This is a genomic window from Oceanobacillus sp. FSL W7-1304, from assembly GCF_037969805.1.
GTDB classification, from domain to species: domain Bacteria; phylum Bacillota; class Bacilli; order Bacillales; family Amphibacillaceae; genus Oceanobacillus; species Oceanobacillus profundus.
Window position 1 is genome coordinate 2,914,962 of sequence record NZ_CP150211.1, and the last position, 26,754, is coordinate 2,941,715.

Genomic DNA, 26,754 nt, shown 5'->3' on the forward strand with positions numbered 1-26,754 from the left:
GGTTGTCCAGTTCATGGTGATTTGCCTGGCCTGGATAACTATGAATTACTTGAACTCCAAAGTTTAGAGGTAAAAAAAGTGTGTCCACATTTCTTTCTCGATAAGTGTAATTAATGCATTCGCAAAGTTTAGCGAATGCCAAGTTTTCTAATGATTGGTGGTGGTGAAATGCTGAAGACTTTAAATCAGCGTATTAGTGTAACCTTGTTTATTATCGGTATCGTATATCTTATCTTGACTTACCAGCTTCCATCCTACCCTTATACAGAAATTGACGCAGATATTATCCCGACGGTGTTAGGCTGGATTTTGGTTGGATTATCAATTGTTTTATTTTTCGCAAAGGATTCTGAAACAGATGAGCAGAAACAGAGGAGGAATATACCGAAGAAGGATCTTCTCGCTATAGTGATCGTTTTTGCCTTTTTATTTGTGTATGTTCTGTTTCTGGAAATATTAGGTTTCGTTATAATGACGGCATTATTTATCTTTTTTTGTTCTTGGTTTTTAGGCTATAAAAAGCATATTACCAATGTTATCGTTTCCATTGTATTTCCAGTAATTATATACCTTATGTTTACAGAATTTTTGAAAATTAGTTTGCCACAAGGGATTTTACCGCTTTAAGGAGGCCATAACGAATGGGATCGATAGAAGGAATTTTAACTGGATTTCAAACGGCATTAAGTCTAGAAGCAATCATGTTCGTCGCAATTGGTGTTGTGGTAGGTACATTTATTGGTATGATTCCTGGATTAGGCCCTATAACTGCTATTGCTGTCATGATTCCAATTACATTTGGAATGGACCCTGCCGCCGCGCTGATCATGATGGCTGGGGTATATTATGGAGCGATGTATGGTGGGTCAACTTCGTCTATATTATTAAATGCACCAGGAGTGGCTGGAACCGTTGCAGCAGCCTTTGATGGCTACCCGATGGCGCAACAAGGAAAAGCTGGAAAAGCATTAGCAATTTCAGCAATCGCATCATTTGTTGGCGGGACGGTTAGTGTAATCTTATTGATGCTTTTGGCTCCTGCACTCTCCAGTGTAGCGGTGGCTTTTGGACCACCGGCATACTTTGCACTGATGTTAATGGGGCTAACTGCAATATCCAGTTTATCGGAAGGCTCTACAATAAAAGCACTGCTTTCTGCTGTTATTGGATTTATGATTGTCACGATTGGGATAGACGCACAAACAGGTACACAGCGGTTTACGTTTGGAAATATTAATTTACTTGAGGGGATTGACTTTCTAGTTATTGCACTAGGCTTATTTGCTTTAGCTGAAGTGTGTACATTAATTATTAATCGAAAAGATTTAAACATGAATGATGCGCATAAAATTGGCAGCTTACGTCTATCAAAGGACGATATTAATGAAATGAAGGGCCCGATGACAAGGCAATCCTTTTTAGGATTTATTATTGGTGTTTTACCTGGAGCAGGAGCAACGATTTCCTCGTTTATTGCTTATATTTCAGAGAAAAAACTCTCCAAAAAACCGGATGAGTTCGGAAAGGGATCCATAAGAGGCCTCGCGGCACCGGAAACAGCTAACAACGCTGCAACTAGTGGTGCTTTTGTACCGCTATTAAGCCTTGGTATTCCTGGTTCGGGAACGACTGCTGTTATGCTGGGTGCCTTTATTGTTTTGGGCGTACAGCCTGGTCCATTACTGATGACAGATCGTCCAGAAATTTTCTGGGGTATTATTGCAAGTATGTATATAGGAAATGTTTTTCTTCTATTATTAAATCTACCTTTAATTCCATATTTGGCAAAGATATTATTGATACCACGTCCACTCTTGATTTCCTTAGTAATCATGTTTAGTACAGTTGGTGTGTATGCGATAAGCTTTAATACATTTGATTTATACATGTTATTGCTATTTGGAATAATCGGGTTTCTGATGCGGTTGTTTGCTTTCCCAGCCGCACCATTAATCTTAGCGTTTATTCTAGGTGGGATGATGGAGGATTCATTTAGGCAGTCATTAACAAGTTCAAATGGTAGTTTAATGGTATTTGTATATGACCCAATTGCTTTGACCTTGTTAATTATAGCTGGCCTTACATTTGTCTTTCCGATTGTACGTCAATTGCGTAAGCGTAGGGGGTAAATATAAGAGTAAGGTATAACGGTTTTCGTTATCAGATGGTAGAATAAATTTACTATAAATCAGTAAAAAAACATGATAAGGGAATGCTGTTCAGTGGGAGTTTGATCCGAGTTATTAGATATAGTCAGTGAAGGAATCTCAAAGCCTAGTTTTGACACGTAGTTTAAAGAGACTTTGATTGAAATAGTTAGTATTCCTACAAATCATATAATATCCCCCTATAGAAACCACCTTTCTATAGGGGGATATTAATTATAGAAAACAATTATCTAACAATTTTTATAAACACCATTGTATAAATATTCATTATTAGTTATAATTATAACAACTTGATGTAATTATAGGAGAGATTGCATGGAAACTAAGAATATAATTATTATAGGTGCGGCCGGAAGAGATTTTCATAATTTTAATACGTATTATCGTGATAATGAAGCATATAACGTTGTTGCTTTTACAGCAGCGCAGATTCCAGACATTGATGGACGAAAGTATCCGAGTGAATTAGCGGGAGAACTCTATCCGAATGGAATTCCGATTTATTCACAGGACCAATTACCAGCGTTGATTAAAGAGTTACAGGTAAACGAATGTATTTTTGCGTTTAGTGATATTAGTTACGAAGAAGTGATGGGCATCGGGGCGATTGTGAATGCAGCAGGTGCTGATTTCAAATTGCTCGGTCCGAATAACACGATGTTAAAAAGTAAAAAGCCGGTCATTTCGGTTTGTGCTGTACGAACAGGAACAGGAAAAAGTCAAACGTCCAGAAAAATTATTGAAACATTATTAGAACAGGGCTTAAAAGTTATTGCGGTGAGACATCCAATGCCTTACGGTGATTTAAATGCGCAGCGTGTGCAACGCTTTGCGTCTGTTGAAGACTTGAAGAAACATCATTGCACAATTGAAGAAATGGAAGAATATGAGCCACATGTTTCACGTGGAAACATCGTGTATGCCGGCGTTGATTATGCAGAGATATTGGCAGCGGCAGAAAATGACCCTGATGGCTGTGATGTGATTTTATGGGATGGGGGAAATAATGACTTTTCCTTTTTTGAGCCTGATTTAGCTGTTACAGTCTTGGACCCACATCGCCCGGGACATGAGCTGAAGTATTATCCAGGTGAAGTGTGTCTGCGAACAACTGATGTGTCCATCATTAACAAAGTGGATAGTGCATCAGAAGAAGCTATTGAAATTGTAGAAAATAATATCAAAGCTGCAAGTCCAAACAGCACGATTATTAAAGCTGAATCGACAATTACGGTTGATAAACCAGAACTTATTGCTGGAAAACGTGTGTTGGTCGTGGAAGATGGCCCAACACTTACGCATGGGGAAATGAAGCTTGGTGCAGGAACAGTTGCAGCAGAGCGTTTAGGTGCTGCTGAAATCATTGATCCACGTCCATTTGCTGTTGGTACACTGCAAGACACATTTAAGAAATATCAGCATGTTGAAAACGTACTGCCGGCGATGGGGTATGGTGACCAGCAATTAAAGGATCTGGAAAAAACGATTAATAATGCTGACTGTGATGCAGTAATTATCGGAACCCCAATCGATTTAACACGTGTTATTTCCATTAACAAGCCGTCTACCCGTGTATATTACGATTTAGACGAAGTGGAAGGGCCGAATTTGAATGGTGTATTAGAAGATTTTATTGAAGAGCATAAACTGGTGAATGATAAACAATCGGCGTATTAGACAGATGGGTAAAGACTAGCGACAAATGTTGCTAGTCTTTTATTGTCAGATAAGCAAGTATAAAAATTTTCTAACTGCATAAGTGCAAATAGGCATTCGCCTAAAGACTTGGCGAATGCCAGGTTTACTAATAATAAGGAAATCTGCTGCAGATCAGTTCTTAGTAGTAAAGAGAAACTTAGGTACCCGTAGGCTTTCGGTCTGTAAAATTTATATAAACCGTCAGTAGAATACAAAGAAAAAGTGTTACATGGAATATCGTATGGAGTGTTCGGAACAATTCCATTTAACGCTGTTCGCTTGAAGTCATTTACAAATAATTTAAACTAACTATATATTTCCTCAATATTTAACCTGTACAATTTGAAGATAAAGTATGTTGGATGATTCTTGTGAGGATCCAATTCTAAAGGGGATTTGTAAAGTGAAGGCAAAGCCGTTAGTTACATTTTTACTCCCTGCGTATAATGAGGGGGAAAATATTCATGAGTTGTATGACCAGTTGACCTCAGAAACGAAGAATTTATGTTACTCCTTTGAGTTTTTATTTATTGATGATGGCAGTACGGATGACACGTTAGAAAAAATCAAACATCTTACATATTGCGCTGATAATGTACGATATGTTTCTTTCTCTCGGAACTTTGGTAAAGAGGCGGCAATGTATGCTGGGTTAGAGCATGCGAGGGGGGAAGCTGTCATTATTATGGATACTGATTTACAACACCCACCCCATTTGATCTCATCTTTAATAAAAGGGCACGAGGCAGGCTACCACCAGGTAATTGCGAAGCGCAATCGAAAAGGCGAATCAAAGTTTAGCCAATTCCTCACGGGAAGCTTCTACCAGATGATGAATAAATGGAGTGCAGTCAATCTCCAAGATGGGGAAGGAGATTTCCGTTTGTTAAGTAGGAAAGCGGTAGACGCGCTTCTGAAGTTGAGTGAAGGGAATCGTTTTTCGAAAGGTCTCTATTCTTGGATAGGCTTATCCCAAACCACTGTTACGTATGAAAATGTAATCCGCAAAAAAGGAGAAAGCAAATGGAAGCTGTCTTCACTCATTACATATGCATTGGATGGCATGCTTTCATTTAACACGAAACCATTAAGATTGTGTTGTTATTTAGGACTCTTTACGATTTTGATCTCATTTATATATATTCTTATAACGTTTGTTTCTATTGTATGGAATGGTGTGGATGTGCCGGGATATTTTACAACGATTTCTGCAATTCTTTTTCTCGGCGGTGTTCAATTATTCTGTTTGGGAATTATTGGGGAATATATTGGTCGGATTTACAATGAAACGAAAAAACGCCCACACTATATTATTGATGAAAGTAATGCACGGAGATCGGATTTAGAAGTAAGAGCTATTATGCCATCAACACGAACGTGGGGATTATCAGAAAAACAGGAAAAAGAGAAAGTGAGTTCATGAATAAAGAATTTGTCCGTTTTGTCTTTGTGGGGATAATGAATACAATCCATTATTATGTTATCTATTTAATTTTAATACAGATATTGGGTGTGCATTATTTATCAAGTCATATTGCAGCAACGATCATCAGTATGTACATTTCCTATTTCTTGAACGTTTATTTTACATATAAAGTGAAGCCGTCATTAAAATCATTTTTGATGTTCCCGCTTACTCAAGTTGTTAACATCGGTGTACAAGCGTTATTACTCCTTATTTTAGTTGAGCTATGGAATATCCCAAATACATTTGCGCCAATTTTTGCGGTCGTTTTCACAGTACCAGTTACATTTTTCGTTACGAGGAGAATTTTACATTAATGCAAAAGCAAAATAGGAAGCAATGGATGATTATTGTCGTCGCTGCTTTAATTATTTCAATAGTATGCCATCTATTTTTTATCGTTCAAAAAGAAGAAGGCATTCTTATGACAGGCTATAATGATGGGCTTTCCCAGATGATTCCATTCAAAAAATTTATTTATGATGAATATACGAGCGGTAATTTCTTTTATTCGGATTCGTTTGGTCTTGGGGGTGGATTTTATTCCCAACTCAGCTACTATTACACGACTAATATTTTTTTCATTTTTCATATTGCTTTTATTTTTATATTGGAAACGTTACATATTATTAATCATCCAGATTTAGCATTCTGGGCTTCAGCAATTTTACCAGTGAGTATTGCGAAGCTTGCGGCAATCATCGTTATCACTACTATCTATTTTAAAAAAATAAATTTTCGACTTGCACCTGCATTGTTAGGCGCGATTGTTTACGCGACAAATGTTCTGTATTTCAGGCATGCAATGTATTGGGATTTCTTCACTGACGCGATGTTTTGGTTGATTTTATTACTAATCGGTGTGGAGAAAATAATACAGAAAGAATCCAAGGGAGTTTTTGTAGTTAGTGTAGCAGCAAATCTCATTACCAATTTCTATTTTGCTTATGTAAACTTCCTTTTAGCATTCTTTTATATTTTGCTTCGATTTGTAATCAAGTTTCATAAAAATGAAGAGAGTCCAGTAAAGCAAATCATACAATATTGTTATTTAGGGTTGATTGGATTTCTAATTAGTGGGTTCGCATTTATTCCGAGTATCGCTGCATATTTGGGAAATTATCGTCCGGAATATACGGATATAATTCCGTTATTGGATTTTACCGATAATATTTTGTTTGACAGCCGAGTGCTTTTCTTGCCCATTTTTATTGTCATGATGCTTTGTTTTATTCGGTTTTATAAATACCCTATTTTTCGCTTTTTTGCTGCTATATCAATAATGGGAACGTTTATCCACTTTGTTCCTTATGTTGGAAGTATGTTTAACGGTTTTTCGGCACCACAGAATCGCTGGGAATATATCGTTTGCCTTGCTTTTGGAGGAGTAGCAGCGTTTGTTTTCCAACATATCAAGGAAGTAAAAGCAAAAGATGTTGCGATTGGTGTTGTTGCTTATACCCTTTTGGCTATTGCCTTTATCGAATATGATACGTATTCATTTGATCAAACATTTGATTGGATAATCCCGATCGCATCTGCTTGTTTCGTTATTATCTTCTTTTTACGAAGGAATAAAACGGCGATTTCTATTAGTATTATCTTGATTATGGTCATTTCAGCAAATTTGTTTCAAGCAGTAAGATTAATGACTCCTCCCAAAGATGGGGAATTGGCTAGTGAATCGGTTTTGTTAAACTCGGACATCTACAATTCTTCAGAACAACGACAGCTCATTGAAGAAATGAAGAAAAATAAAGATACCGAGCATAGTCGAATTGATTGGATGGTACCGATGCGAAACAATACACCAATTGTCCAAGACTATGATGGGATGAGCGTATATTCGAGTATATTAAATGATAATCTGCTTTTTTTCTATTATCACTATGCTGAGATTAGTATGGACCGGGAAAGTGTGAGCAGATATGCAACACTTGGAGATAGAACTAACCTTATGAGTCTATTTGATGGACAGTTTTATATGAGAGGAAAAGAAACAAAGACTGTGCCATATGGATTCATGCCATTGTTGGATAGTGAGCATTACGCAGCTTACGAAAATCAATTACTGCTTCCATCTTTTCGGAAAACCAATGTAAGGTATGATGCAAATGAATTGCTGGAGGAGCCTGTGTTAAAACGGGAACACGCGATGCTCTCAGGAGTAATTGTGGAAGAGGGCAATAATAATTCAGCTGAACAATTAGAGGCTACCGAGATTGATGATTACTCGATTCAAGCAGTAAATGCAACTTATGATGAAGAGAAGCTTCGTGTAGTGGAAGATGGTGGTGGGCTCGATATTTCCCTCAATCATCCAATAAAAAATGGAGATCTATATGTGTCCTTTTATATTGACGGGATTCGAAAACAAGATGAGTTTCTATTAGAGGTGAATGACTACCAAACGTTAAGAAAAGAGTCTGATTCCATTTATCAGACGAATATCAATGACCTTACGATTCGAGTTGAAGCGGATGACACCGTTAAATTAAAGCTTCCAAAGGGGAATTACAGCTTAAAGAATTTGCAGATTTTCCATGAGGATTATATGGTGTTGCGTGAAGTTCATGAACGATACGACGAGGAGGAAGCCTTACCTTTAAAATGGGAAAATGGCCTTGTGAAGGGGGAAGTTACTAGCGAAGAGAAAGCTGAAATGATTGTAACTCCTATTCCATATGAGAAGGGTTGGAGCTTGAAAATAAATGGTGACAAAGTGCCAATCGAAAAAGTTAACTATGCGTTTATCGGCATTCCATTAGAAGTTGGAGGTAATGAGATTGAGATGACCTACTATCCTCCGTATTTTGGCTGGACAGTCGGAATGACTGTTTTAGGGGTTGGAGTGCTTGGCTTTCTCTTTTATAGGGAGAAAAGGGAACCGGTAGATTACAGCAACAATGATAAAGGAGAAATCGACACACATGAATGAAACTATCTTACTCGAGAACTTACAAAAGAAAAAAATGGTTGCTGCCTTAAAAGAGCCAAAGTATATAGAAAAAGTAGTAAAATACAAACATAATTTAGGCGCGGCATTATTAATGACAGGTACGATTTTAACCGTGAAGCGCTATGTCGATTTTCTTCAAAAAAACGGACTCCCTGTTATTTTACATGTAGAACGAATAGGTGGTCTTGAAATGGACAAGGATGGGATCGACTTTGTGAAAAAATATGTAAAGCCAACTGCAATTGTTTCAACGAATCAGGGAATTATTAAACGAGCCAAAAAGGCAGGGTTATTCGTTGTTCAGCGTGTATTTCTAATCGATACTGATGTCTACCTCCACCTTGTTCAGGACCCTCGTAATATTCAAGCTGATATAATTGAATTAATGCCGAGCAGGGCACCGGACTTTATTGAAAAACTATCTAAAATATCACCTGTTCCTATCATTACTGGAGGGCTTCTGTCCTTACCGGAACATGCCAAAAGTGCATTTGATCATGGAGCTGCTGCTGTATCAACGTCTAACCCGGAAATGTGGAAGTTGGACTTGAACCAATTATAAAATTGAGCCAAAGAAAAGGCTGTTCACTCCAAACTATACGCAAAATTAACTTCTTCTTCACAATGATTTAGTATTTATACGTTACAATTGGGTGTGAAGTGAATAGTTTATTGGTGCAAATGAAGAGAGACCACAAATATTGAATGCTGTCTATGGCATTTATATTATTTGTGGTCTCTTTTTTATGGAGGTGTTGGGAAACAAAATTTCTTCATTCAAAATCTTAGAAAACTTGGCAGACACCAAGCTCTTAGGCGATTGCCTTAGTTGCACTTATGCAAGCAGAAAAGTTATATACTTTCCTACTTGCCAAAAAAGGAGAGAACATGTGATTAAAATTGAAGATTATGATGTGTATAGTTTTGATTTAGACGGTACGATTTACGTTGGAGATAGGCTATTGCCGGGAGCTGTGGAAACACTCGAATACATACGAAGCAACGGAAAGAAGGTTCGCTTTATTACAAATTCCTCGAACCTATCAAGAGAGGAATGTAAGGAGCGTTTAGAAAGACTCGGCCTCACCATTCAGCTGGAGGAAGTAGTAACTGCTCTTTATTTAGCGGGTCTATATTTTAAGGAACAGTATCCAGCAGCGAGGGTTTACGTTGTTGGCGATGATCAGGTGAAGGCGGAGTTGCATCGTCAATGTATTGAAACAATCGATGAACCAGCTAAAGCAACCCATGTTTTAGTTGGACATGACCGAGCTTTTTCCTATGATAGAATTCAACATGCAATGAATGCAATTTATCAAGGAGCTAAGCTTATTGTGATAAATCCCGATCCGATTTGCCCCGTCCCGAATGGATATATACCGGATACGATGACCTTTGCAAAGGCAATTGAGGTCGCTAGCGGTAGAGCGATCGACCAAATTATTGGAAAGCCAACTCATTATTATGCAGACAGATTGCTGGAGATAAGTGAGACAGACCCCAATCGGATTTTGATTGTTGGAGATAGGTTGGAGACAGATATTATGCTTGGACAAGCTCACGGGTTTGCGACATGTCTTGTGCTAACCGGGGTAGTAAGTAAACAGGATATTCCTAAATCGAGAATCAAACCTGATTATGTGATAGAGAACCTATCTGAGCTGTTTGCATTCGAATTACCTTTAGAAAAAAGCCATCTTTTTGAACAACATCTTTAATAAAAGTTAACATTCGCTTCAAATCTAATTAATAGTAGTTTGATATAGTTGAAATTGTAAAGTGAATACATTCATGGTGCGATTAGAGAGACCTCAAAATAGGATATATGTGGGTATGCATATATATCCATTTTGGGGTCTTTTTTAGTATAAGAAGTGGAGGGGGTCATGGAAGAAATAAGTATCACTAATAGTGCGTGTACAAAAAGGAGGATGAAAAGGACCGAGAAGTTCGAGGCGGCGTAGCTTTGAGTAGCGGAACGTATGGGTTTAATACGTGAGCAGACGTTCTTGCACGCAGGAAAAGTGTTTTTCTTTTGCGAGGAACGGAAAAGCAAGCCAACGAGCTTCTACAGGATGTGGTGACTTCGACGTTCGACACAGGACGTGTCGGTACTTAGTCGAAGATCTTCTGCTTTCGATGTGTCATTTTTACCGGACTTTTTGAACAACCTCTAATAGGTAAATAGAATTCTAATTTAAAACATGGAGGAATGAAAAATGAAGAAGCTATCTTATTTATTAATGTTTACTGTAATGATACTTGTACTTGCAGCTTGTGGTAATAGTGAGGCCACGGGTTCGAGTGGGGACTCAGGGTCAGAATCTGAAGGTAATGGTCCAATTGAAATTACGTATTGGTATGCATGGGGAGATAAGATTGGAGAAAACAATGAAAATCTAGTAGAGCAATTTAATGAAATGCAGGACGAAATACACGTTACTGCTGAATTCCAAGGTAGCTATGATGAGCTGCATTCAAAGACGCAAGCAGCATTTGCAGCTGGTAACGCTCCGGAAGTAACACAAAATGAAATTGCTTCGATTGAAACATTTGCAAAATCTGGTATGACCCAAGATTTAACAGCCTTTGTTGAAGAAGACGCAGATGAAATTGATATGGATGACTTTAATCCTGGTTTAATGGGGAACTCCTATGTGGATGACAAGCTTTATGGTCTTCCTTACTTAAGAAGTACACCAATTGTTTATATTAATAAGACAATGTTTGAAGAAAAAGGGATTGATCCAGCATCTATCCAAACGTGGGAAGATTTTCAATCAGCAGCTGAAAACTTAACAGACGACGAGCATGTTGGAATTTCAATGCCGGTAGATATTTGGTTCTATGAAGCATTTGTTGCTCAAGCTGGTGGAGAAATGGTTAACGAAAATGATGAGATTGCTTTTAACGGAGAAGGTGGAGTGGAAGCACTTAACCTTTGGAAGGAAATGGTGGAAGCTGGAACAATGCGTGTTCCAGGCGGAGAACCACTACAAGCAGCTGATATGGCGAGACAGGATTTTGCTACTGGCCGTGCAGGAATGTATTTCTCTTCTACAGCTGACTTAACGTTAATGTTGCAGTTAGCGGAAGAAAATGGTTATGAATTAGAAACGATTATGTTCCCTGAGAATGAACAACGCAGTGTTCCAACTGGTGGGGCGAATTTAGTAATGACTTCTGGGTTGGATGAAGAAAAACAGCAAGCTGCATGGGAGTTCATTAAATTCATGACTGCTTCAGAACAAACTGCTTATGCAAGTGAGTATACTGGATATTTACCAAGCAGACTTTCAGCAGTGGAGTCAGACACGATGCAAGAGCTTTATGAAGAAAAACCACAATTTAAAGTTGCAGTAGATCAATTGCAATATGGGAATGCTCGTCCAATGATTGAAGGGTATCCTGAAGTAGTGAAAATTCTTATTGAAGAAATTCAACGTTTAATGCTTGATCCAAGTTTGGAAGCTGGGGACGTGTTAGACCAAGCAGCAGAACGTTCAGCAAATGTGATTAAATAATTGTTTTTACATAGGAACGTGGTATTTCCTGTCACGTTCCTATGAATTAATTTTAACTTTAAGGAGTAATATCATGGCTAAAATTCAATTAATAAATGTATCGAAAGCGTATGGTAATAATAAAAAGGTGATTGAGGATATGAATTTGGAAATCCAAGATGGCTCATTTACTGTTTTGGTTGGTCCTTCTGGATGTGGTAAATCGACGACATTGAGAATTATCGCCGGTTTAGAAGAAGTTTCCTCAGGTGAAATTTGGATTGGAGATCAGTTAGTAAATGATGTGGCACCTGGAAAAAGAGGTATTTCGATGGTCTTCCAAAACTATGCGTTGTATCCAACGATGTCTGTAAGAGGCAACATTGAATTTGGCTTGGAAAATATGAAAATACCAAAAGCGGAACGGAAAAAAATGGTAGAAGAAATAGCTGAGGTTGTGGACCTTACCGAATACTTGGATATGAAGCCACAAAACTTATCTGGTGGACAGCGACAACGTGTAGCGTTAGCACGGGCAATGGTGAAAAAACCAGATGTTTTTATATTTGATGAACCATTATCCAATTTAGATGCGAAATTACGCGGGCAAATGCGAACGGAATTAATCCAGTTACATAAACGCTTGGGAACAACTTTTATCTATGTAACCCATGATCAGGTAGAAGCAATGTCGATGGGAGATGAAATTGTCATTTTAGATAAAGGTCATATTATGCAGCAGGCAGCACCGATGGAAGTATATCATAACCCGGCGAATCAATTTGTAGCGAATTTTATCGGTACACCATCGATGAACATTCTGTCAAAGTCAATGGTAGAAGAAAAAACTGGAACGATTACAGATGAGCGTATTTCCTATGTAGGTTTTCGCCCAGAGCATGCAGCTATGCAAGTGGAGAAGCTAGCTGCTTCTGGAATAAATCTCTCATGTGAAATAATTACAATGGAAACACTGGGTTCGGAAACACTATATTTGGTGAATAGTGATGCAGGGCAGTTTCAAGTGAAAAGCTTCCAAGCCCCATTAGTAGAAACGAAAAAAGTTGATATCACCATTCCAATGGATAAATTGTATTACTTTGATACGCAAGGTAATCGGGTTTTTGTAGAGGATATTCCTTTTCAGACTCCTGCCCGAGAGGTAAGAGGAGAGGTGCTCGTATGAGATCAGCGAAGTGGCGCCCATATTTTTTTGTTGCGCCCGCCATTATTGTTTTTCTAGTATTCTTCATTCAACCAATTTTTTATATGATTTACTTAAGTTTTCATGATTGGAACTTTATTAGCCCCGATAAAACATTTGTTGGTCTCGGGAATTTTAAAGATTTGCTGTCCGACCCTATGTTTTTAGAGGTAATTCGCAATACGCTGATGTATACATTTTTTACCGTTTTATTTTCAATTAGCCTTGCGTTGCTAATGTCTATTTGGTTGAATAAGCAAGGCTGGATGTACAGCTTTGTCCAAGGGGCTGTATTCAGTCCGCATATTATTTCGCTTGTATCCATTGCGATGCTATGGATGTGGATAATGGATGCTGACTATGGTTTATTAAATTGGGTTTTAAGTTTAGTCGGATTAGAAAAGGTTCCGTGGCTGACAGATCCCAACACGGCCTTGTCTTCGCTAATTATTATAGCAGTGTGGAAAAACATCGGTTATTTTACGTTAATCATTATAGCTGGCCTGCAAAGTATTCCAAAGCATTTATATGAAGCAGCTGCCTTAGATCGTACACCACCCTGGCGGCGATTTGCAAAGATCACTTTTCCAATGTTATCGCCTAGCTTATTTTTCTTAACGATTATAGGGATTTTGGACTCCATTAAGGTTTTTGAAACGATCAGCATTATTACAAAGGGTGGACCGCTTAATTCGACAAACACGCTTGTATACTACATATATGAAAACGGCTTTATATTCTTTAAAATTGGCTATGCATCAGCAGCCGGTGTTATTTTATTAGTCATTTTAAGTATTTTAACGTTGCTTTATTTTAAAGTTCTAAGTAAAAGAGTTCACTATCAATAGAAGGGAATGCGTACTTTGAAAACATCCTTGCCTTTAAAAATACTAAATGTGATTGGTTTAATTATAATGGTTGCAATCTTCGCTATGCCTTTTATTTGGATGATTTCCACGAGTTTAAAAACATTGGGAGAAACAATGGTGTTCCCACCAAAGTGGATTCCAGATGAACTCATTTGGGAGAACTTTGTATCAGCATGGAATTCTGGACCATTTTTACAATACTTTATGAATAGTGTCCTTGTATCGGTTGGAATTTTAATCTTTCAGTTTATTACCGTTATTCCTGCAGCATATGCATTTGCAAGGTATGAATTTCGCTTCAAAAATGTGCTGTTTAGCTTAGTCATGGTGACAATGATGATTCCGGCCCAGCTTATTTTCTTGCCAGTGTTTTTAAATTTAAGTGACTGGGGTCTTCTTGATACCTTATGGGGCTTGATTCTGCCATTTGCTACAAGCGCGTTCGGGATTTTCATGCTGCGGCAAACGTTTAAACAAGTCCCAGAAGAATTATTAGAGGCTGCACGTTTGGACAATTCAACTGATTTCAAGATTATGATGAAGATTATGGTGCCAATGGCAAAACCAACGTTGATTACATTGGGCTTATTCAATTTCATTACGCATTGGAACGATTATTTCTGGCCGCTTGTTATGACAACTACAGAGAGTGCACGTACCCTTCCTGTTGGAATTGCACAACTGCGGCAGGTGGATGGCGGTGTTGCGTGGAATATTTTAATGGCGGGTAACGTTATTCTCGTCATCCCGATTTTAATAATCTTCTTCTTTGCACAGCGCCATATTATTAGAGCATTTACGTATACGGGAGTTAAATGAATGGAGGATGGGCTTGTGGCTCATTCTTTTTTCGTTTGGGGAGAAGAAGAAAGGAGGTGCTAAATATAAGTCTCCATTCCAGAAAAAAAGGACCCTCCAGTAAAGGCCCTTGTTTCGTATTCTTAAACATATAAATTTCTTTTAATCAACTTTTCACGGTTAGGTGTAGTACCCATACCTAGTGGATTCAATTGGAAATGATTAATATTGGAACCAATTAGTTGTGCCATACCTCTTAATTCTGGACTTGCGACATGAGGCGATTGAATCGAAATTTCGTTATCATTTATTTCTAATATGCGGATACTTTGATCATCGAGTACAGCATTTGCTTGAACAAATGTCCAGTTATCTATTGTTTCAATGGAATCTTTGTGATTATGGCCGTTTATGTAAATACCGTTTCCTTTCTTCTTACGCAAAACGTCAAGAATTGGTACTTCAGGTTGAATGGATAAGTAAGGGAAATTAGAATTTGCTGTTGTATCGTAAACCGGATGGTGAGCAAAGATTATCACAAGCTTATCCTCACTCTCTGCAATTTCGGCTTCCAGCCATTGTAATTGCTTATCGTTTACGTAACCACTATAATCTTCGTGATCATGGTCCCGGGCAGTTTCCAAGGAGATAATGATTACGTCATCTGTTGCAATTGAAATATTTTGTTCGCTGTTAGAAATGTTTAGAACTTCATCTCTTGAGACGCCGTATAGGTCATGGTTGCCAAATGTGTGAATAAAAGGTTTATCGTATTTACGAATGATTTCATAGACTTCGCGCAGTTCATCTTCTCTGCCAAAGTTGGTTAAATCACCAATGGAAACATAGTAGTCAGCTTCTATTTCAAAAAAAGTATGAAGAAATTTAGCATAGAATGCATCCCTAGCTTCTTTTACTTTCTCATTTTTACCAATCATAGATGGATAATGTAAATCTCCAATAAAAGCAATTCTCAAATGTATCCTCTCCTTATTGTTAATAACTCCATTATGCCAGTGAAATATTAACGGAGATTGGAGAGACTGTTAAGATTGCTTAAAATAAATCGCAAAGCATTGTTCTGAAACAGTATCATCCATAATAGAGTAAGAGGATTATATTATCTGCTTACTCTATCTAAGATGGTTTGTAAACATCTAAAACACACTTGGATAAGCTTTCACCATCGCATCGGAGATTGTATCCGCCATATGTCTTGCTTGTTTCTCAATTTCATCATATACTTCGATATCCTTTTGATAGTCTTTGTTAATCATCGCTACCGCTTCTTGTTTTGTTAAGTCTAAATGGTGATAAAACATTTCGCGGACTGCCTCTTCTGTTAAATAAGGATTAATGCTGTTTAGGAATACAGCAATTTCATCTGCGTTTGCGTACCATTTTTGTTCTGCTGTCATTGCTGCTTGCTCATCACCGGCTATTGCTGCCTTGACAAGGTCTGCCGCAATTAGAAGATGCTCTTTAATTAAGTTGCCATACGTTTCCGCAACAACATCCCCGTATAGGCGGCGAATCATATTACCCATGTCTGTCGCATTTCTCAGCAGACGTGTGAGGACAAAATCGATATCTGGCAAATTAAATGTAAGACTAATAATGGCCATTCTCGTCCATGCGACATGTTCCTCCCAAAGACTTCGCATATCATTTCGATAATCAACCTCTGCCTGGCTTATACAATGATCTGGTCGTACTTGCTGGTTGGGCGAGTGTGCGACTGGTATCGAAATTTTTTGTCCGATATGCAGATAGTTGGGGTTTATTCCAGGATTAACAGCAAAAATTTCTTCTGCAGTTGTTTGATATCGATATGCCAATAACCAGTAATTATCGCCTGGTTGAACGGTATGGTAAAAAAGATTATTCATCTTACACGTTCACTCCTTTGTTTATATTCAACTGTAATAAAATTGAATTAGGTGTGATTATAGTTTATTCAAATTGTGTGGGTGGGTGCTTGGAGATGCGAGGAAAAATGATGGGGAATTTTATGGTCGCTCACTTATGGTGATGAAAAAACTTGGTGCTAATTGTATAGCACCAAGTTTAGGGTCAATAATAAAATTCAATCAATTCTTGAATAGGACAATAAATAATACTTATCTGTATATAGGATGCTTTTAAAGGGCTTCTAACAGTGACCCCAATTGGGTGCAGTTCACCTGCCTCCATGTACTCTAAGATAATACGTCATTTAAATATTTTTTTACAGCTTCTGGATTTCCTAAAATATTCTTAGCACGTTCATTATCTAACTCCAGCTTTTTTAACGCCTCTTTTAATACGTCTTGTTCTATTGGTCTTGGAATAACAACGACACCATCAGCATCACCTGCGATAATATCACCAGGATTAATGGCTGTTCCACCACACGAAATGGGTACATTAATTGTCCCTCCGCCTGCTTTACCGCATGCTGCAACGGTCGTTCCTTTACAGAAGACAGGAAACTCCAGGTTTTTACTGCCTTCTAAATCGCGAATAACCCCATCAGCCACTAATCCACCAAGGCTAAGGGTTTTTGCCATACCGATTACAAAGTCACCAGCAATTCCGCGGTACGTGTCACCCTTGGCGTCGACTACGAGGACATTTCCAGCTTTTGCTGTTCTAATTGCTTTTAAAACGGCAACATTATCACCGACAGGCATCTTCACAGTGTATGCCCTGCCAATTAATTTATCATTTGTTTTTAACGGTTTAATTGATGAATGTAGATTATTAAGTCCATTCATTGCGTCAGATATACAAGTTGTTGGAATACGGCTAAATTGTTCAAGAATACTCTCCACCCGATTACCTCCTGATAATGCAGACTTGAAATTAATCACTTTCTTAAAATATAGTATACTAGCAATAGTTCGTAAAATACTAAAATCGTATTATCAACCATAATAAAAATGAATAGCAAAAAAGGTGGAGGAGTTGCGATATGCGGAGTCAAGATTGGTTAATTTTAAGGCATCTTTATGCAACGAAAAATATTACCAAAGCGGCACAGCGTTTATATATTTCACAGCCGGCATTTTCTAGTCGGTTAAAACAGCTCGAAAAGGAATTTGGCATCAAAATTGTAACTAGAGAAAGAAGGGGCGTGAATTTTACCCCTCAAGGAGAGTATTTAGCAAAGAGCGCAGAAGAAATGCTGCTGAAGATACAGGAGATAAAGGAAAATATAGCAAACATGGATCGTGAGGTAGTGGGCACCATTAAATTCGGTGTATCCAATTTTTTTACAAAGTACAAGCTTCCAAGGCTGCTGAAACTTTTTAAAGACAGGTACCCAAACGTTGATTTTCAAGTAACGACAGGGTGGAGTCGGGACATGTTTCATGCGTTATATAACAAGGATGTACATATTGCGTTTGTAAGAGGCGATTATCCGTGGCTTGGTCGGAAACAGCTATTATTTGAAGAACAGTTATGTATTGCTTCAGCGAAGGAATTAGATATTGCTGATCTACCTAATCTACCAAGAATTGATTATAAAACAGATAGCTTGCTCAAGTCTTTGATTGAAGAATGGTGGACAAAAACATATTTAAAACCGCCATTCATTACGATGGAGGTTGACCAAGTTGATACGTGTAAGGAAATGGTAGCAAATGGCCTAGGGTATGCCATCATGCCTAGCATGATACTGAACGGAATGGAAGATATCTATAAGATTAGCTTAACAGATAAAGAAGGAGAAGCTTTATTAAGGAAAACATGGATGCTTTACCATGATGAATCACTAGAATTAAATGTGATCAAAGCATTTGTTGCATTTATAGAAGATCTTGATACCCAAGATATGAATGGAAAAATATATGAAGAAAGATGAACCAGACTTATAGTGGACGAGTTTGGTTCATTTTTTTAGGAAAGTATTTGTAACAGCTATCCAAAAAACAAATAGCTATCCATAAAATATCAGTATTTTAATTATTACTGAGTTTAAATTAATATAAACATAGATTGAATTATCAAACATTGATAGGAGTGGTCATGATTTCTCAGTTTCGGGTATCTTGTGCGGTTTATCGTGGTGGAACAAGTCGAGGGATATTTTTTAACAAGGAGGATTTACCAGAGGAGAGAAAGCTTCAATATAAAATATTTATGTCTGGAATTGATGCCTATAATCCTTCGCAGATTAATGGGCTAGGAAGTGGGACATCGCATTCAAGCAAAGTATGTGTTATTTCCAAGTCAAATCATAATGAGATTGATGTAGATTATACTTTTTACCAGATTGGGATTGGTGAAGAGCTTGTAGATGACAAAGGGACATGTGGGAACCTGATGGCTGCTGTCGGTGCCTATGCTGTTGATGAAGGTTTAGTTGATGTGGAGCCTCATGCTAATCAGATAGATGTGAAGGTATTTAACACAAATATTAAGCGCGTACTCACCATAAATGTTCCTGTAATAAATGGAAAGGCAAAGGTAGCTGGAGATTACATGGTTCCTGGATTAAGCCAGCCAGGAGCAAAATTCGTAATAAGCATCCTTGACCCTGGTGGAGGAAAGACAGGAAGAACATTGCCACTTGGATCAGTATACGCATTAAAAACAGAGGAGAAAAGCTACGATGTAACCTTTGCTGATGCAGTCAATCCATTTGTATTTGTACAAGCGAAGGATCTAGGAATAACCGGAGTAGAGCCGAATCGTGAATTGGCGAGTAACAAAGCGTTGTTAGATGAAATAGAGACCATTCGCTCCAAAATGGCAGTAGTATCTGGAATGGCAGCGACTATTGCTATTGCAAAACAAGCCCCATCTGTACCGAAAATAGCTATCGTAACAGAGCCACAGGATTATGTGACACAGGAGGGGGAGCTTATCAAGGCAGATGATGTTGACCTAGTTGCAAAAATGCTTTCCATGGGTGCTTTTCATCGTACGTTTGCAGGAAGTGGACTTTATTGTATCGCTGCTGCAGCTATGTTGCCAGGAACCATTGTCAATCGTTTTACGAGGGAGCCAGACAATAATCATGAACGAATTATTCGTATTGGACACCCCGAGGGAGTCGCCAACGTAAAAGTTGCCAGGTATAAAGATAAACTGGATATCGCTTATGTTGGACTAGAACGAACCGCGAGGAGAATTATTAAAGGGGATTTGTACATTCCTGAATAATGAAGAAAGAAGTGGAGGTAACAGCATGCTGGAGCTGAAAGACAATGATATTTACAAGGCAAAATCGTCCTTTACTGCTAATGGAAAGAACTATCATTATTATCGTTTGCAAGCGCTGGAAGAGGCTGGTATTGGCAATATTTCCAAACTGCCTTATGCAATTAAAATTTTACTGGAGTCTGTTTTACGGAAATATGATGGGAAGGTTATTCAACAAGAACATATTGAAAATCTAGCCAATTGGGGAGAAAGGGACAGTCAGAGAAATGCCGTTGTCCCTTTTATGCCATCGAGAATCGTATTGCAGGATTTTACCGGCGTTCCGGTCATTGTTGATCTCGCTTCGTTGAGAAAAGCGGTGAAAGAGATAGGAGGAGATCCGGAAAAGATAAATCCTGAAATACCAGTCGACCTTGTCATTGACCATGCGGAGCAGGTGGATAGATTTGGTACAAGGGGGTCACTGCAATACAATGTGAACCGTGGGTTTGAATTAAATTTGGAGCGTTATAAATTTTTTAAGTGGGCCACACACGCGATAAACAACTTTCGGGCTATCCCACCATCAACAGCAATTATTCATCAGGCAAATCTGGAACACCTTGCCTCGGTTGTATATTCTGTAGTAGATGGGGATAAGCGTCTTGTATATCCAGACACGTGTTTAGGTACAGATTCCCATACACCAATGATTAACGGGATTGGTGTTGTTGGCTGGGGTGTTGGCGGAATTGAAGCAGAAGCAGCGATGTTAGGTCAGCCATCCTTTTTCCCATTGCCAGAAGTAATCGGTATTCGTTTAAAAGGTAAGTTATCACCTGGGACGACGGGAACGGATTTAGCGCTTTATATTACAAATCTGCTTCGTCAGAAAAACGTAGTTGGCAAATTTGTTGAATTTTTTGGGGAAGGGCTTAACAGTTTGTCCGTAGCGGATAGGGCAACGGTTGCCAATATGTCACCGGAAAATGGGGCGACCATCACCTATTTTCCAGTAGATAATAAAACGCTTGATTATTTGCGATTGTCTGGCAGAACCGAGGAACAAGTGGAACTTGTAGAGGCATACTGTAAAGCGAATGGGCTTTTTTATACAAATGATGCCAATGCTCCTAGTTATTCAGAGGTTATTGAGCTTGACCTGACAAGCATAGAGACATATGTAGCTGGTCCAAAACGTCCTCAAGATTTAAACCGATTATCCGAAGTAAAAGATTCATTTATAAAGGCGCTCGTCCATGAGGTTGGTAATCACGGGTATGGGCTAAATGAAACAGAGATTCATAGAGAGGCAAAGATCAATCATAAAGAAGGGCAAACATCTATCTTAAAAACAGGAGCAATTGTCCTTGCAGCGATTACAAGCTGTACGAACACATCGAATCCGCATGTGATGATGGCAGCTGGATTACTTGCAAAAAAGGCAGTTGAAAAAGGGCTTATCGTTCCACCTTACGTCAAAACAAGTCTGGCACCGGGATCACAGGTTGTTCCTGATTATTTACGTAAAGCAGGTTTATTAGATTCCCTAGAGAAACTAGGTTTTTATCTTGTCGGTTTTGGTTGCACAACTTGTGTAGGTAATTCTGGTCCACTACCGGAGGAAGTTGAAAAAGTAATAGAAGACAAGGATTTGATTGTAGCTGGGGTTCTATCGGGAAATAGGAACTTCGAGGGACGCATTCATCCACTAATAAAAGCGAACTTTCTTGCATCGCCGCCGCTCGTTGTTGCCTATGCATTAGCGGGTACAATGGATATAAATTTAACTACGGATTCACTTGGCAAAGACAAGTTGGGCAATGATGTTTTTTTGGAAGATATCTGGCCAACCGATTTCGAAATCGAGCAAAAGATTAGGGAGACGATTACACCTGATTTATTTGAGAACCACCATAAGAACATATTTACTGGAAGTGATGCGTGGAATAAGCTGGAAATAAGCGAAGGGCTGCTCTATAACTGGGACGAAGACTCCACATACTTAAGAAATCCACCATTCTTTGAAAATATATCAAGAGAACCAAACGGGATTCGTCCACTTCAAGGTCTTCGCGTTTTACTTAAGCTTGGTGATTCCATTACCACCGATCACATTTCTCCTGCGGGAGGTCGGATTCCGATACAAAGTATAGCTGGAAAATACTTATTGGGCAAAAATGTTGATCGCCATCACTTTAGCTCATATGGAGCAAGGAGAGGTAATCATGAAGTAATGATTCGTGGCGGCTTTTCCAACATTCGACTTAGAAACCAGCTAGCCCCAGGGAAGGAAGGCGGCTATACGACATACTTTCCTACTGGTGATGTAATGCCAGCGTATGATGCTGCCATGGAATACAAGCAAGATGGAATTGGCTTATTCGTTATTGCGGGAATTGACTACGGAATGGGAAGCTCACGTGATTGGGCTGCAAAGGCAACCCAGCTTCTTGGTATAAAAGCAGTTTTAGTGGAGGGCTTTGAACGCATTCATCGAAGCAATCTTGCGTTAATGGGGGTGCTGCCGCTTCAATTTAAACCAAATGAAAATGCCGAAACACTAGGATTAACAGGCAATGAGCTATACGATATTGATATAAGGGACGATGTAAAGCCAGGTCAGCATATTTATGTCACGGCAACAGGTATGGATGGGTATAAAAAAGAATTTCAAGTTATTGTTCGTTTGGATAGTGACATGGAAATGAAGTATTATCAGCATGGCGGCGTACTTCCAATGGTTTTGCGTGATAAAGTGAATCTTTAATCCGTTGTTATTTTTCATTCCCCGCTTATATGGAATATAGAATAAGCCTTCGGGCGTCATAAATCTGTGGTTCGTCTATCAAAATGCACTAATCCCCCAGGGGAACAGTGCATTTTTTATTTGTTTATCCACTTTTGAATAGTCAGAAATTTGCTTGATTTTCTTTACTGTGTCTGCGTAAAATGGGAATACAGTAACGATTAATTTTGGCTATATAGTAGAAGGGAGTTGAGCGGAAAATAAGAGTCTCATTACAAACAAAACTACTTACCCTTATTATTTCGCTGCTATTATTTATTTTCATTTCATTAACAGGAATCTATTCCTATTTTGAAGCGGAGCAAACAGAGGAACATATGGGACAGCTTGCCTTACAAGTTGCAACAACCGTCTCTTTTATGCCAATGGTAGTAGAAGCATTTGATGATGAGAATCCCTCACAAGTTATTCAGCCAATTGTAGAACAAATACGGAATGAAATGGGGGCAGAGTTTATCATTGTAGGAAACAAGGAGAGTATCCGCTTTTCACACCCCCAGGAATGGAAAATTGGTCAAAAAATGGTGGGCGGAGACAATGACCAGGCATTAATTGACGGAGAGTATTACATTTCTGAAGCAGTAGGATCTTTAGGTCCATCTCTTCGTGGGAAAGCACCGATTTTTGATAATGATGGCAATATTATCGGGATTGTCTCTGTCGGTTTTATGCTGGAAGATATTAGAGAAGCAACAATTGAAAATTTAATTAAATACAGTCAAGCTGCATTATTCGTTTTACTACTGGGAATCGTTGGTGGTGTATTCCTTGCCAGAAACATTCGGAAGGATACCTTAGGGTTAGAACCGCATGAAATTGGTTCTCTATATCGAGAACGAAATGCGATTCTCGATTCGATTAAAGAAGGCGTAATCGCGATTGATGAAGATGGAAGAATCACAATGATGAATACCACTGCACAAAAAATTCTTGGAATTACCGATGAATCCAAGCATCAACCAATAGAAACAGTTATACCAAATTCACAAATGTACAAGGTATTAGAATCCGGAATCATTGAAAATGATCAAGAGCTCTTATTAAAGGATAGAATCATCATCGTTAATCGAACGCCAATAATGGAAAAGGGAAAAATCGTTGGTGTTGTTTCAAGTTTTCGTGATAAAACAGAGATGACAGAAATGGTTAACACACTATCAGAGGTTAGAAAGTACTCAGAGGATTTGCGTGCACAAACACATGAGTATACGAATAAGCTTTATGCGATTTCTGGATTGCTGCAGCTAAAGGAATACGACGAAGCGATTAAATTAATTCATGCGGAATCAGCCATCAATCGTAATCAAAATCGAATATTGTTCGAACAGATTCATGACCATAAAGTCCAAGCTATTTTACTTGGGAAATTAGGAAAAGCATCTGAAATGAGAATCACATTTTCGATTGATCGTAGCAGTTATTTGAGAGCGCTGCCAAAGCGTATTGATATTTCAAAACTAATCACCATATTAGGTAATGTTCTTGACAATGCTTTTGAAGCAGTGTCTGAAAGTGAGCGTAAGGAAGTCACTTTCTTTGCAACAGATATTGGAAATGATATTGTATTTGAAGTTGCTGATACGGGAATTGGGATGAATGATGAGGTTCGAAAGGATATTTTTAAAAGAGGAGTCTCGACAAAAGGTGAACAAAATAGAGGATTTGGTTTGGCCATTGTTAAACAGATTGTTGATGAATTAAATGGGACAATCGAATTGCAAATTCAGAATAGTGGTGGGGTTGCCTTTACTATCTTTATTCCAAAGGAAGTAAAAAATGTTGTTTAAGAGGTTGTTCAATCTTAAGGGGGCATAAAGATGATTCGAGTTGCCATTGCGGAGGATGATTTTAGGGTCGCATCCATTCATGAGAAATTTCTTTTAAGAATAGAAGAAATAGAAATTGTTGGTAAAGCGTTAAATGGGAAAGAGACACTCCAATTATTAAAGGACAAGCCTGTTGATTTATTGTTACTTGATATTTACATGCAGGATCAACTTGGCACCGATCTTTTGCAGGAACTAAGAAAAGATTTCCCTCTTGTTGATGTGATTATGATTACTGCGGCAACAGATAAGGAGCTTGTCGAAATATCGATAAGAAATGGAGTTATTGATTATATTATTAAACCCGTATCATTAGAACGATTTACAGCAACAATAGAGGAATATAAAAAACGAAGACAGATATTAGATAATAAAACAGATATTAGTCAGAAGGAAGTTGACCAGCTAATTGGTTTTACCAAGTCAGCTACGAAACAACGTGAAGTTATACCTAAAGGAATTGACCCACTAACATTAAAACGGGTAAAAAAAATCATGCAATCAATCGAAGGTGGAATATCTGCTGAAGAAATGGGAGAGAGAATGGGAGCATCACGAACGACTGCGAGAAGGTATTTGGAATATATTATTTCTACTGGGGAAGGAACGGCAGAGCATGAGTATGGAATTGTTGGGAGACCAGAAAGAAAATATAATATCTTGCAGGTAAAGAAGGTATAAAATTTTAGCAAGACGTGAATCCGTCGCAATTAAAATCTAAAGTCAAAGTTCGAAGGATAAGAAAAGCTAACACATTCGCTAGAGATAGGTGAATACAAATTTTTAAAATAATCGCCTCTTGGAAAAGGGGCTTTTTATTTTACTAAGACGGGATAAAATTAGGATTGCAGTAACTTTATTTCACTTGGAGCATTTACCTACAGCTGAATTTTAAGTTCGTATTCTAAAGGGAGAATGAAAAGGAAGAGGTCAAGGTCAGTAAAATTAACAACACCTTGGGGACTGTGCTTACTCGTCTCATCGAAAAGTCTTTTATAAATCACCGTGAACTTTATGAACAGAATAAATTTAATATATTTTAATTTTATTATTTTGAAAACGGTTACATTATTATTGTGAGCGCGTTATAATTTCATTCAGAAAAGAATTAATATTCTTTCATAAACGAAAACTAGGGGGGAAACGTATTGAAGAAGTTTTTATCAGTTATGTCTGTATTTATTTTATTATTTGTCGCGGCATGCTCAAATGATTCTACTGCATCGGGGGATGACACGTGGGAACCAGAGAAGACGATTGAGATCGTTGCACCAGCAGGTCCAGGCGGTGGTTGGGATACAACAGCACGTATGGCTGCTAAAATCTTTGAAGAGGAAGAAATTATCGATCAAGGCTTAGGTGTCGTGAACAAACCAGGTGGCGGCGGGGCAGTTGCTTGGGCATACATTCACGGTAAAGATAGCCCGTATAATTTATTCGTAAACTCACCACCATTGCTATTAGTCCCGCTTAATGGACAATCTGAGTATACATTTAATGATTTTACACCTATTTCTAACCTTATTGCTGATTATGCAGCAATTGCTGTGAGTGCAGATGCGGAATGGGATAATTTAAATGAGTTGTTTGAAGACATGAAAAAGGACCCGGAAAGCATTTCCGTTGTTGGAGCGTCATCACCAGGGAGCATGGACCACATTCAATTCGTTCATGTAGCCAAAGCTGCTGGGGTTGATATTACAAAGATTAAATATGTTTCAGATCAAGATGGAGGAGCGCTGACACAGCTTCTTAATGGCAGTGTAGAAGTATTTTCTACAGGTGTAGCGGAAACGGTTGAACAAGTAAGAGCTGGAAACATAAAGGTTCTGGGTATCACATCGGAAGAGAGATTAACTGGTGAAGTATTAGAAGACTTCCCAACAGCAATAGAGCAAGGAATCGATGCTTCATTCATTAACTGGAGGGGCTTTTTTGGACCAGCAGATATGGACCAGGCAGCACTGGATTATTACGAGCAGAAGTTTAAGGAGTTAAATGATTCGGAAGGCTGGGCAGGAGTTCGCGAACAATATGGTTGGTCTGAAATGTATATGGATCATGAAGAGTACGTGGATTTCTTGACAGAACAAGAGAAAGAAATGAAGGCATTATTAGATGAATTAGGATTAGGTAATTAAAATACTGTTCAAAAGGAGGATGAAAAGGACCGAGAAGTTCGAGGCGGCGTAGCTCCCCGTACCGGAAAGTATGCAACTAATACGTGAGGAACGGAAAAGCAAGCCAACGAGCTTCTACAGGATGTGGTGACTTCGACGTTCGACACAGGACGTGTCGGTACTTAGTCGAAGATCTTCTGCTTTC

The 26,754-nt window shown here is 38.5% G+C and carries 21 protein-coding genes; 18 read left to right on the forward strand and 3 right to left on the reverse strand.

The features are described 5' to 3' along the window. Positions 1–135: 135 nt before the first annotated feature. From NYE61_RS14730 to NYE61_RS14785, 12 genes are all read left to right on the forward strand, one after another. On the forward strand, positions 136–627 hold the full coding sequence (locus NYE61_RS14730; protein WP_303447037.1) for a tripartite tricarboxylate transporter TctB family protein: 492 nt from the start codon (positions 136–138) through the stop codon (positions 625–627). Positions 628–641: 14 nt separating this feature from the next. Beyond that, complete coding sequence (locus NYE61_RS14735; RefSeq protein WP_339315853.1) at positions 642–2,129, forward strand: tripartite tricarboxylate transporter permease; 1,488 nt, start codon at positions 642–644, stop codon at positions 2,127–2,129. Between the two features lie 354 nt (positions 2,130–2,483). Further along, on the forward strand, positions 2,484–3,845 hold the full coding sequence (locus NYE61_RS14740) for a cyclic 2,3-diphosphoglycerate synthase (RefSeq protein ID WP_303447034.1): 1,362 nt from the start codon (positions 2,484–2,486) through the stop codon (positions 3,843–3,845). 424 nt (positions 3,846–4,269) lie between these two features. Continuing rightward, the gene (locus NYE61_RS14745) at positions 4,270–5,289 is read left to right on the forward strand and encodes a glycosyltransferase family 2 protein (protein ID WP_339315855.1); all 1,020 of its coding nucleotides are present in this window, start codon (positions 4,270–4,272) and stop codon (positions 5,287–5,289) included. Further along, positions 5,286–5,648 carry a GtrA family protein gene (locus NYE61_RS14750; RefSeq protein WP_095310317.1) on the forward strand — a complete coding sequence of 121 codons (363 nt, stop codon included), beginning with the start codon at positions 5,286–5,288 and terminating at the stop codon, positions 5,646–5,648. The genes NYE61_RS14745 and NYE61_RS14750 overlap by 4 nt, the downstream gene beginning before the upstream one ends. Then, positions 5,648–8,269 (forward strand): YfhO family protein, encoded by a 2,622-nt coding sequence (locus NYE61_RS14755; protein WP_303447032.1) that lies wholly within the window; start codon positions 5,648–5,650, stop codon positions 8,267–8,269. Before NYE61_RS14750 ends, NYE61_RS14755 begins: the two co-directional genes overlap by 1 nt. Next, positions 8,262–8,852 (forward strand): glycerol-3-phosphate responsive antiterminator, encoded by a 591-nt coding sequence (locus NYE61_RS14760; RefSeq protein WP_118888300.1) that lies wholly within the window; start codon positions 8,262–8,264, stop codon positions 8,850–8,852. The genes NYE61_RS14755 and NYE61_RS14760 overlap by 8 nt, the downstream gene beginning before the upstream one ends. A 328-nt stretch (positions 8,853–9,180) precedes the next feature. Beyond that, complete coding sequence (locus NYE61_RS14765) at positions 9,181–10,008, forward strand: HAD-IIA family hydrolase (RefSeq protein WP_339315860.1); 828 nt, start codon at positions 9,181–9,183, stop codon at positions 10,006–10,008. A gap of 501 nt (positions 10,009–10,509) precedes the next feature. After that, a complete protein-coding gene (locus NYE61_RS14770; RefSeq protein ID WP_303447029.1) occupies positions 10,510–11,814 on the forward strand; it encodes an ABC transporter substrate-binding protein in 1,305 nt (434 codons plus the stop codon). 73 nt (positions 11,815–11,887) lie between these two features. Beyond that, positions 11,888–12,979 carry an ATP-binding cassette domain-containing protein gene (locus tag NYE61_RS14775; protein WP_339315862.1) on the forward strand — a complete coding sequence of 364 codons (1,092 nt, stop codon included), beginning with the start codon at positions 11,888–11,890 and terminating at the stop codon, positions 12,977–12,979. Then, positions 12,976–13,845, forward strand: a complete 870-nt coding sequence (locus NYE61_RS14780; RefSeq protein ID WP_095310323.1) for a sugar ABC transporter permease — start codon at positions 12,976–12,978, stop codon at positions 13,843–13,845. Before NYE61_RS14775 ends, NYE61_RS14780 begins: the two co-directional genes overlap by 4 nt. A gap of 6 nt (positions 13,846–13,851) precedes the next feature. After that, positions 13,852–14,685 carry a carbohydrate ABC transporter permease gene (locus tag NYE61_RS14785; protein ID WP_095310324.1) on the forward strand — a complete coding sequence of 278 codons (834 nt, stop codon included), beginning with the start codon at positions 13,852–13,854 and terminating at the stop codon, positions 14,683–14,685. Between the two features lie 122 nt (positions 14,686–14,807). Here NYE61_RS14785 and NYE61_RS14790 read toward each other — a convergent pair whose 3' ends face one another. From NYE61_RS14790 to NYE61_RS14800, 3 genes are all read right to left on the reverse strand, one after another. Then, positions 14,808–15,641: a metallophosphoesterase gene (locus NYE61_RS14790; protein WP_339315865.1), complete on the reverse strand. Its 834-nt coding sequence runs from the start codon at positions 15,639–15,641 to the stop codon at positions 14,808–14,810. Between the two features lie 180 nt (positions 15,642–15,821). Beyond that, complete coding sequence (locus tag NYE61_RS14795; RefSeq protein ID WP_339315867.1) at positions 15,822–16,553, reverse strand: LysM domain-containing protein; 732 nt, start codon at positions 16,551–16,553, stop codon at positions 15,822–15,824. A gap of 309 nt (positions 16,554–16,862) precedes the next feature. After that, a complete protein-coding gene (locus NYE61_RS14800) occupies positions 16,863–17,477 on the reverse strand; it encodes an RraA family protein (RefSeq protein ID WP_251660154.1) in 615 nt (204 codons plus the stop codon). 140 nt (positions 17,478–17,617) lie between these two features. Between NYE61_RS14800 and NYE61_RS14805 the strand changes: the two genes are divergently transcribed. From NYE61_RS14805 to NYE61_RS14830, 6 genes are all read left to right on the forward strand, one after another. Then, positions 17,618–18,511, forward strand: a complete 894-nt coding sequence (locus tag NYE61_RS14805) for a LysR family transcriptional regulator (RefSeq protein ID WP_095310328.1) — start codon at positions 17,618–17,620, stop codon at positions 18,509–18,511. 164 nt (positions 18,512–18,675) lie between these two features. Further along, positions 18,676–19,815 (forward strand): PrpF domain-containing protein, encoded by a 1,140-nt coding sequence (locus tag NYE61_RS14810; RefSeq protein WP_339315873.1) that lies wholly within the window; start codon positions 18,676–18,678, stop codon positions 19,813–19,815. A 34-nt stretch (positions 19,816–19,849) separates the two neighbouring features. Next, positions 19,850–22,564 carry an aconitate hydratase AcnA gene (gene acnA, locus NYE61_RS14815; RefSeq protein ID WP_339317494.1) on the forward strand — a complete coding sequence of 905 codons (2,715 nt, stop codon included), beginning with the start codon at positions 19,850–19,852 and terminating at the stop codon, positions 22,562–22,564. 296 nt (positions 22,565–22,860) lie between these two features. Next, positions 22,861–24,390, forward strand: a complete 1,530-nt coding sequence (locus NYE61_RS14820) for a sensor histidine kinase (protein WP_339317496.1) — start codon at positions 22,861–22,863, stop codon at positions 24,388–24,390. A 30-nt stretch (positions 24,391–24,420) separates the two neighbouring features. Further along, the gene (locus tag NYE61_RS14825) at positions 24,421–25,110 is read left to right on the forward strand and encodes a response regulator (RefSeq protein WP_303447023.1); all 690 of its coding nucleotides are present in this window, start codon (positions 24,421–24,423) and stop codon (positions 25,108–25,110) included. A gap of 467 nt (positions 25,111–25,577) precedes the next feature. After that, positions 25,578–26,570, forward strand: coding sequence for a tripartite tricarboxylate transporter substrate-binding protein (locus NYE61_RS14830; protein WP_095310335.1), 993 nt, complete (start codon positions 25,578–25,580; stop codon positions 26,568–26,570). Positions 26,571–26,754: the final 184 nt, after the last annotated feature.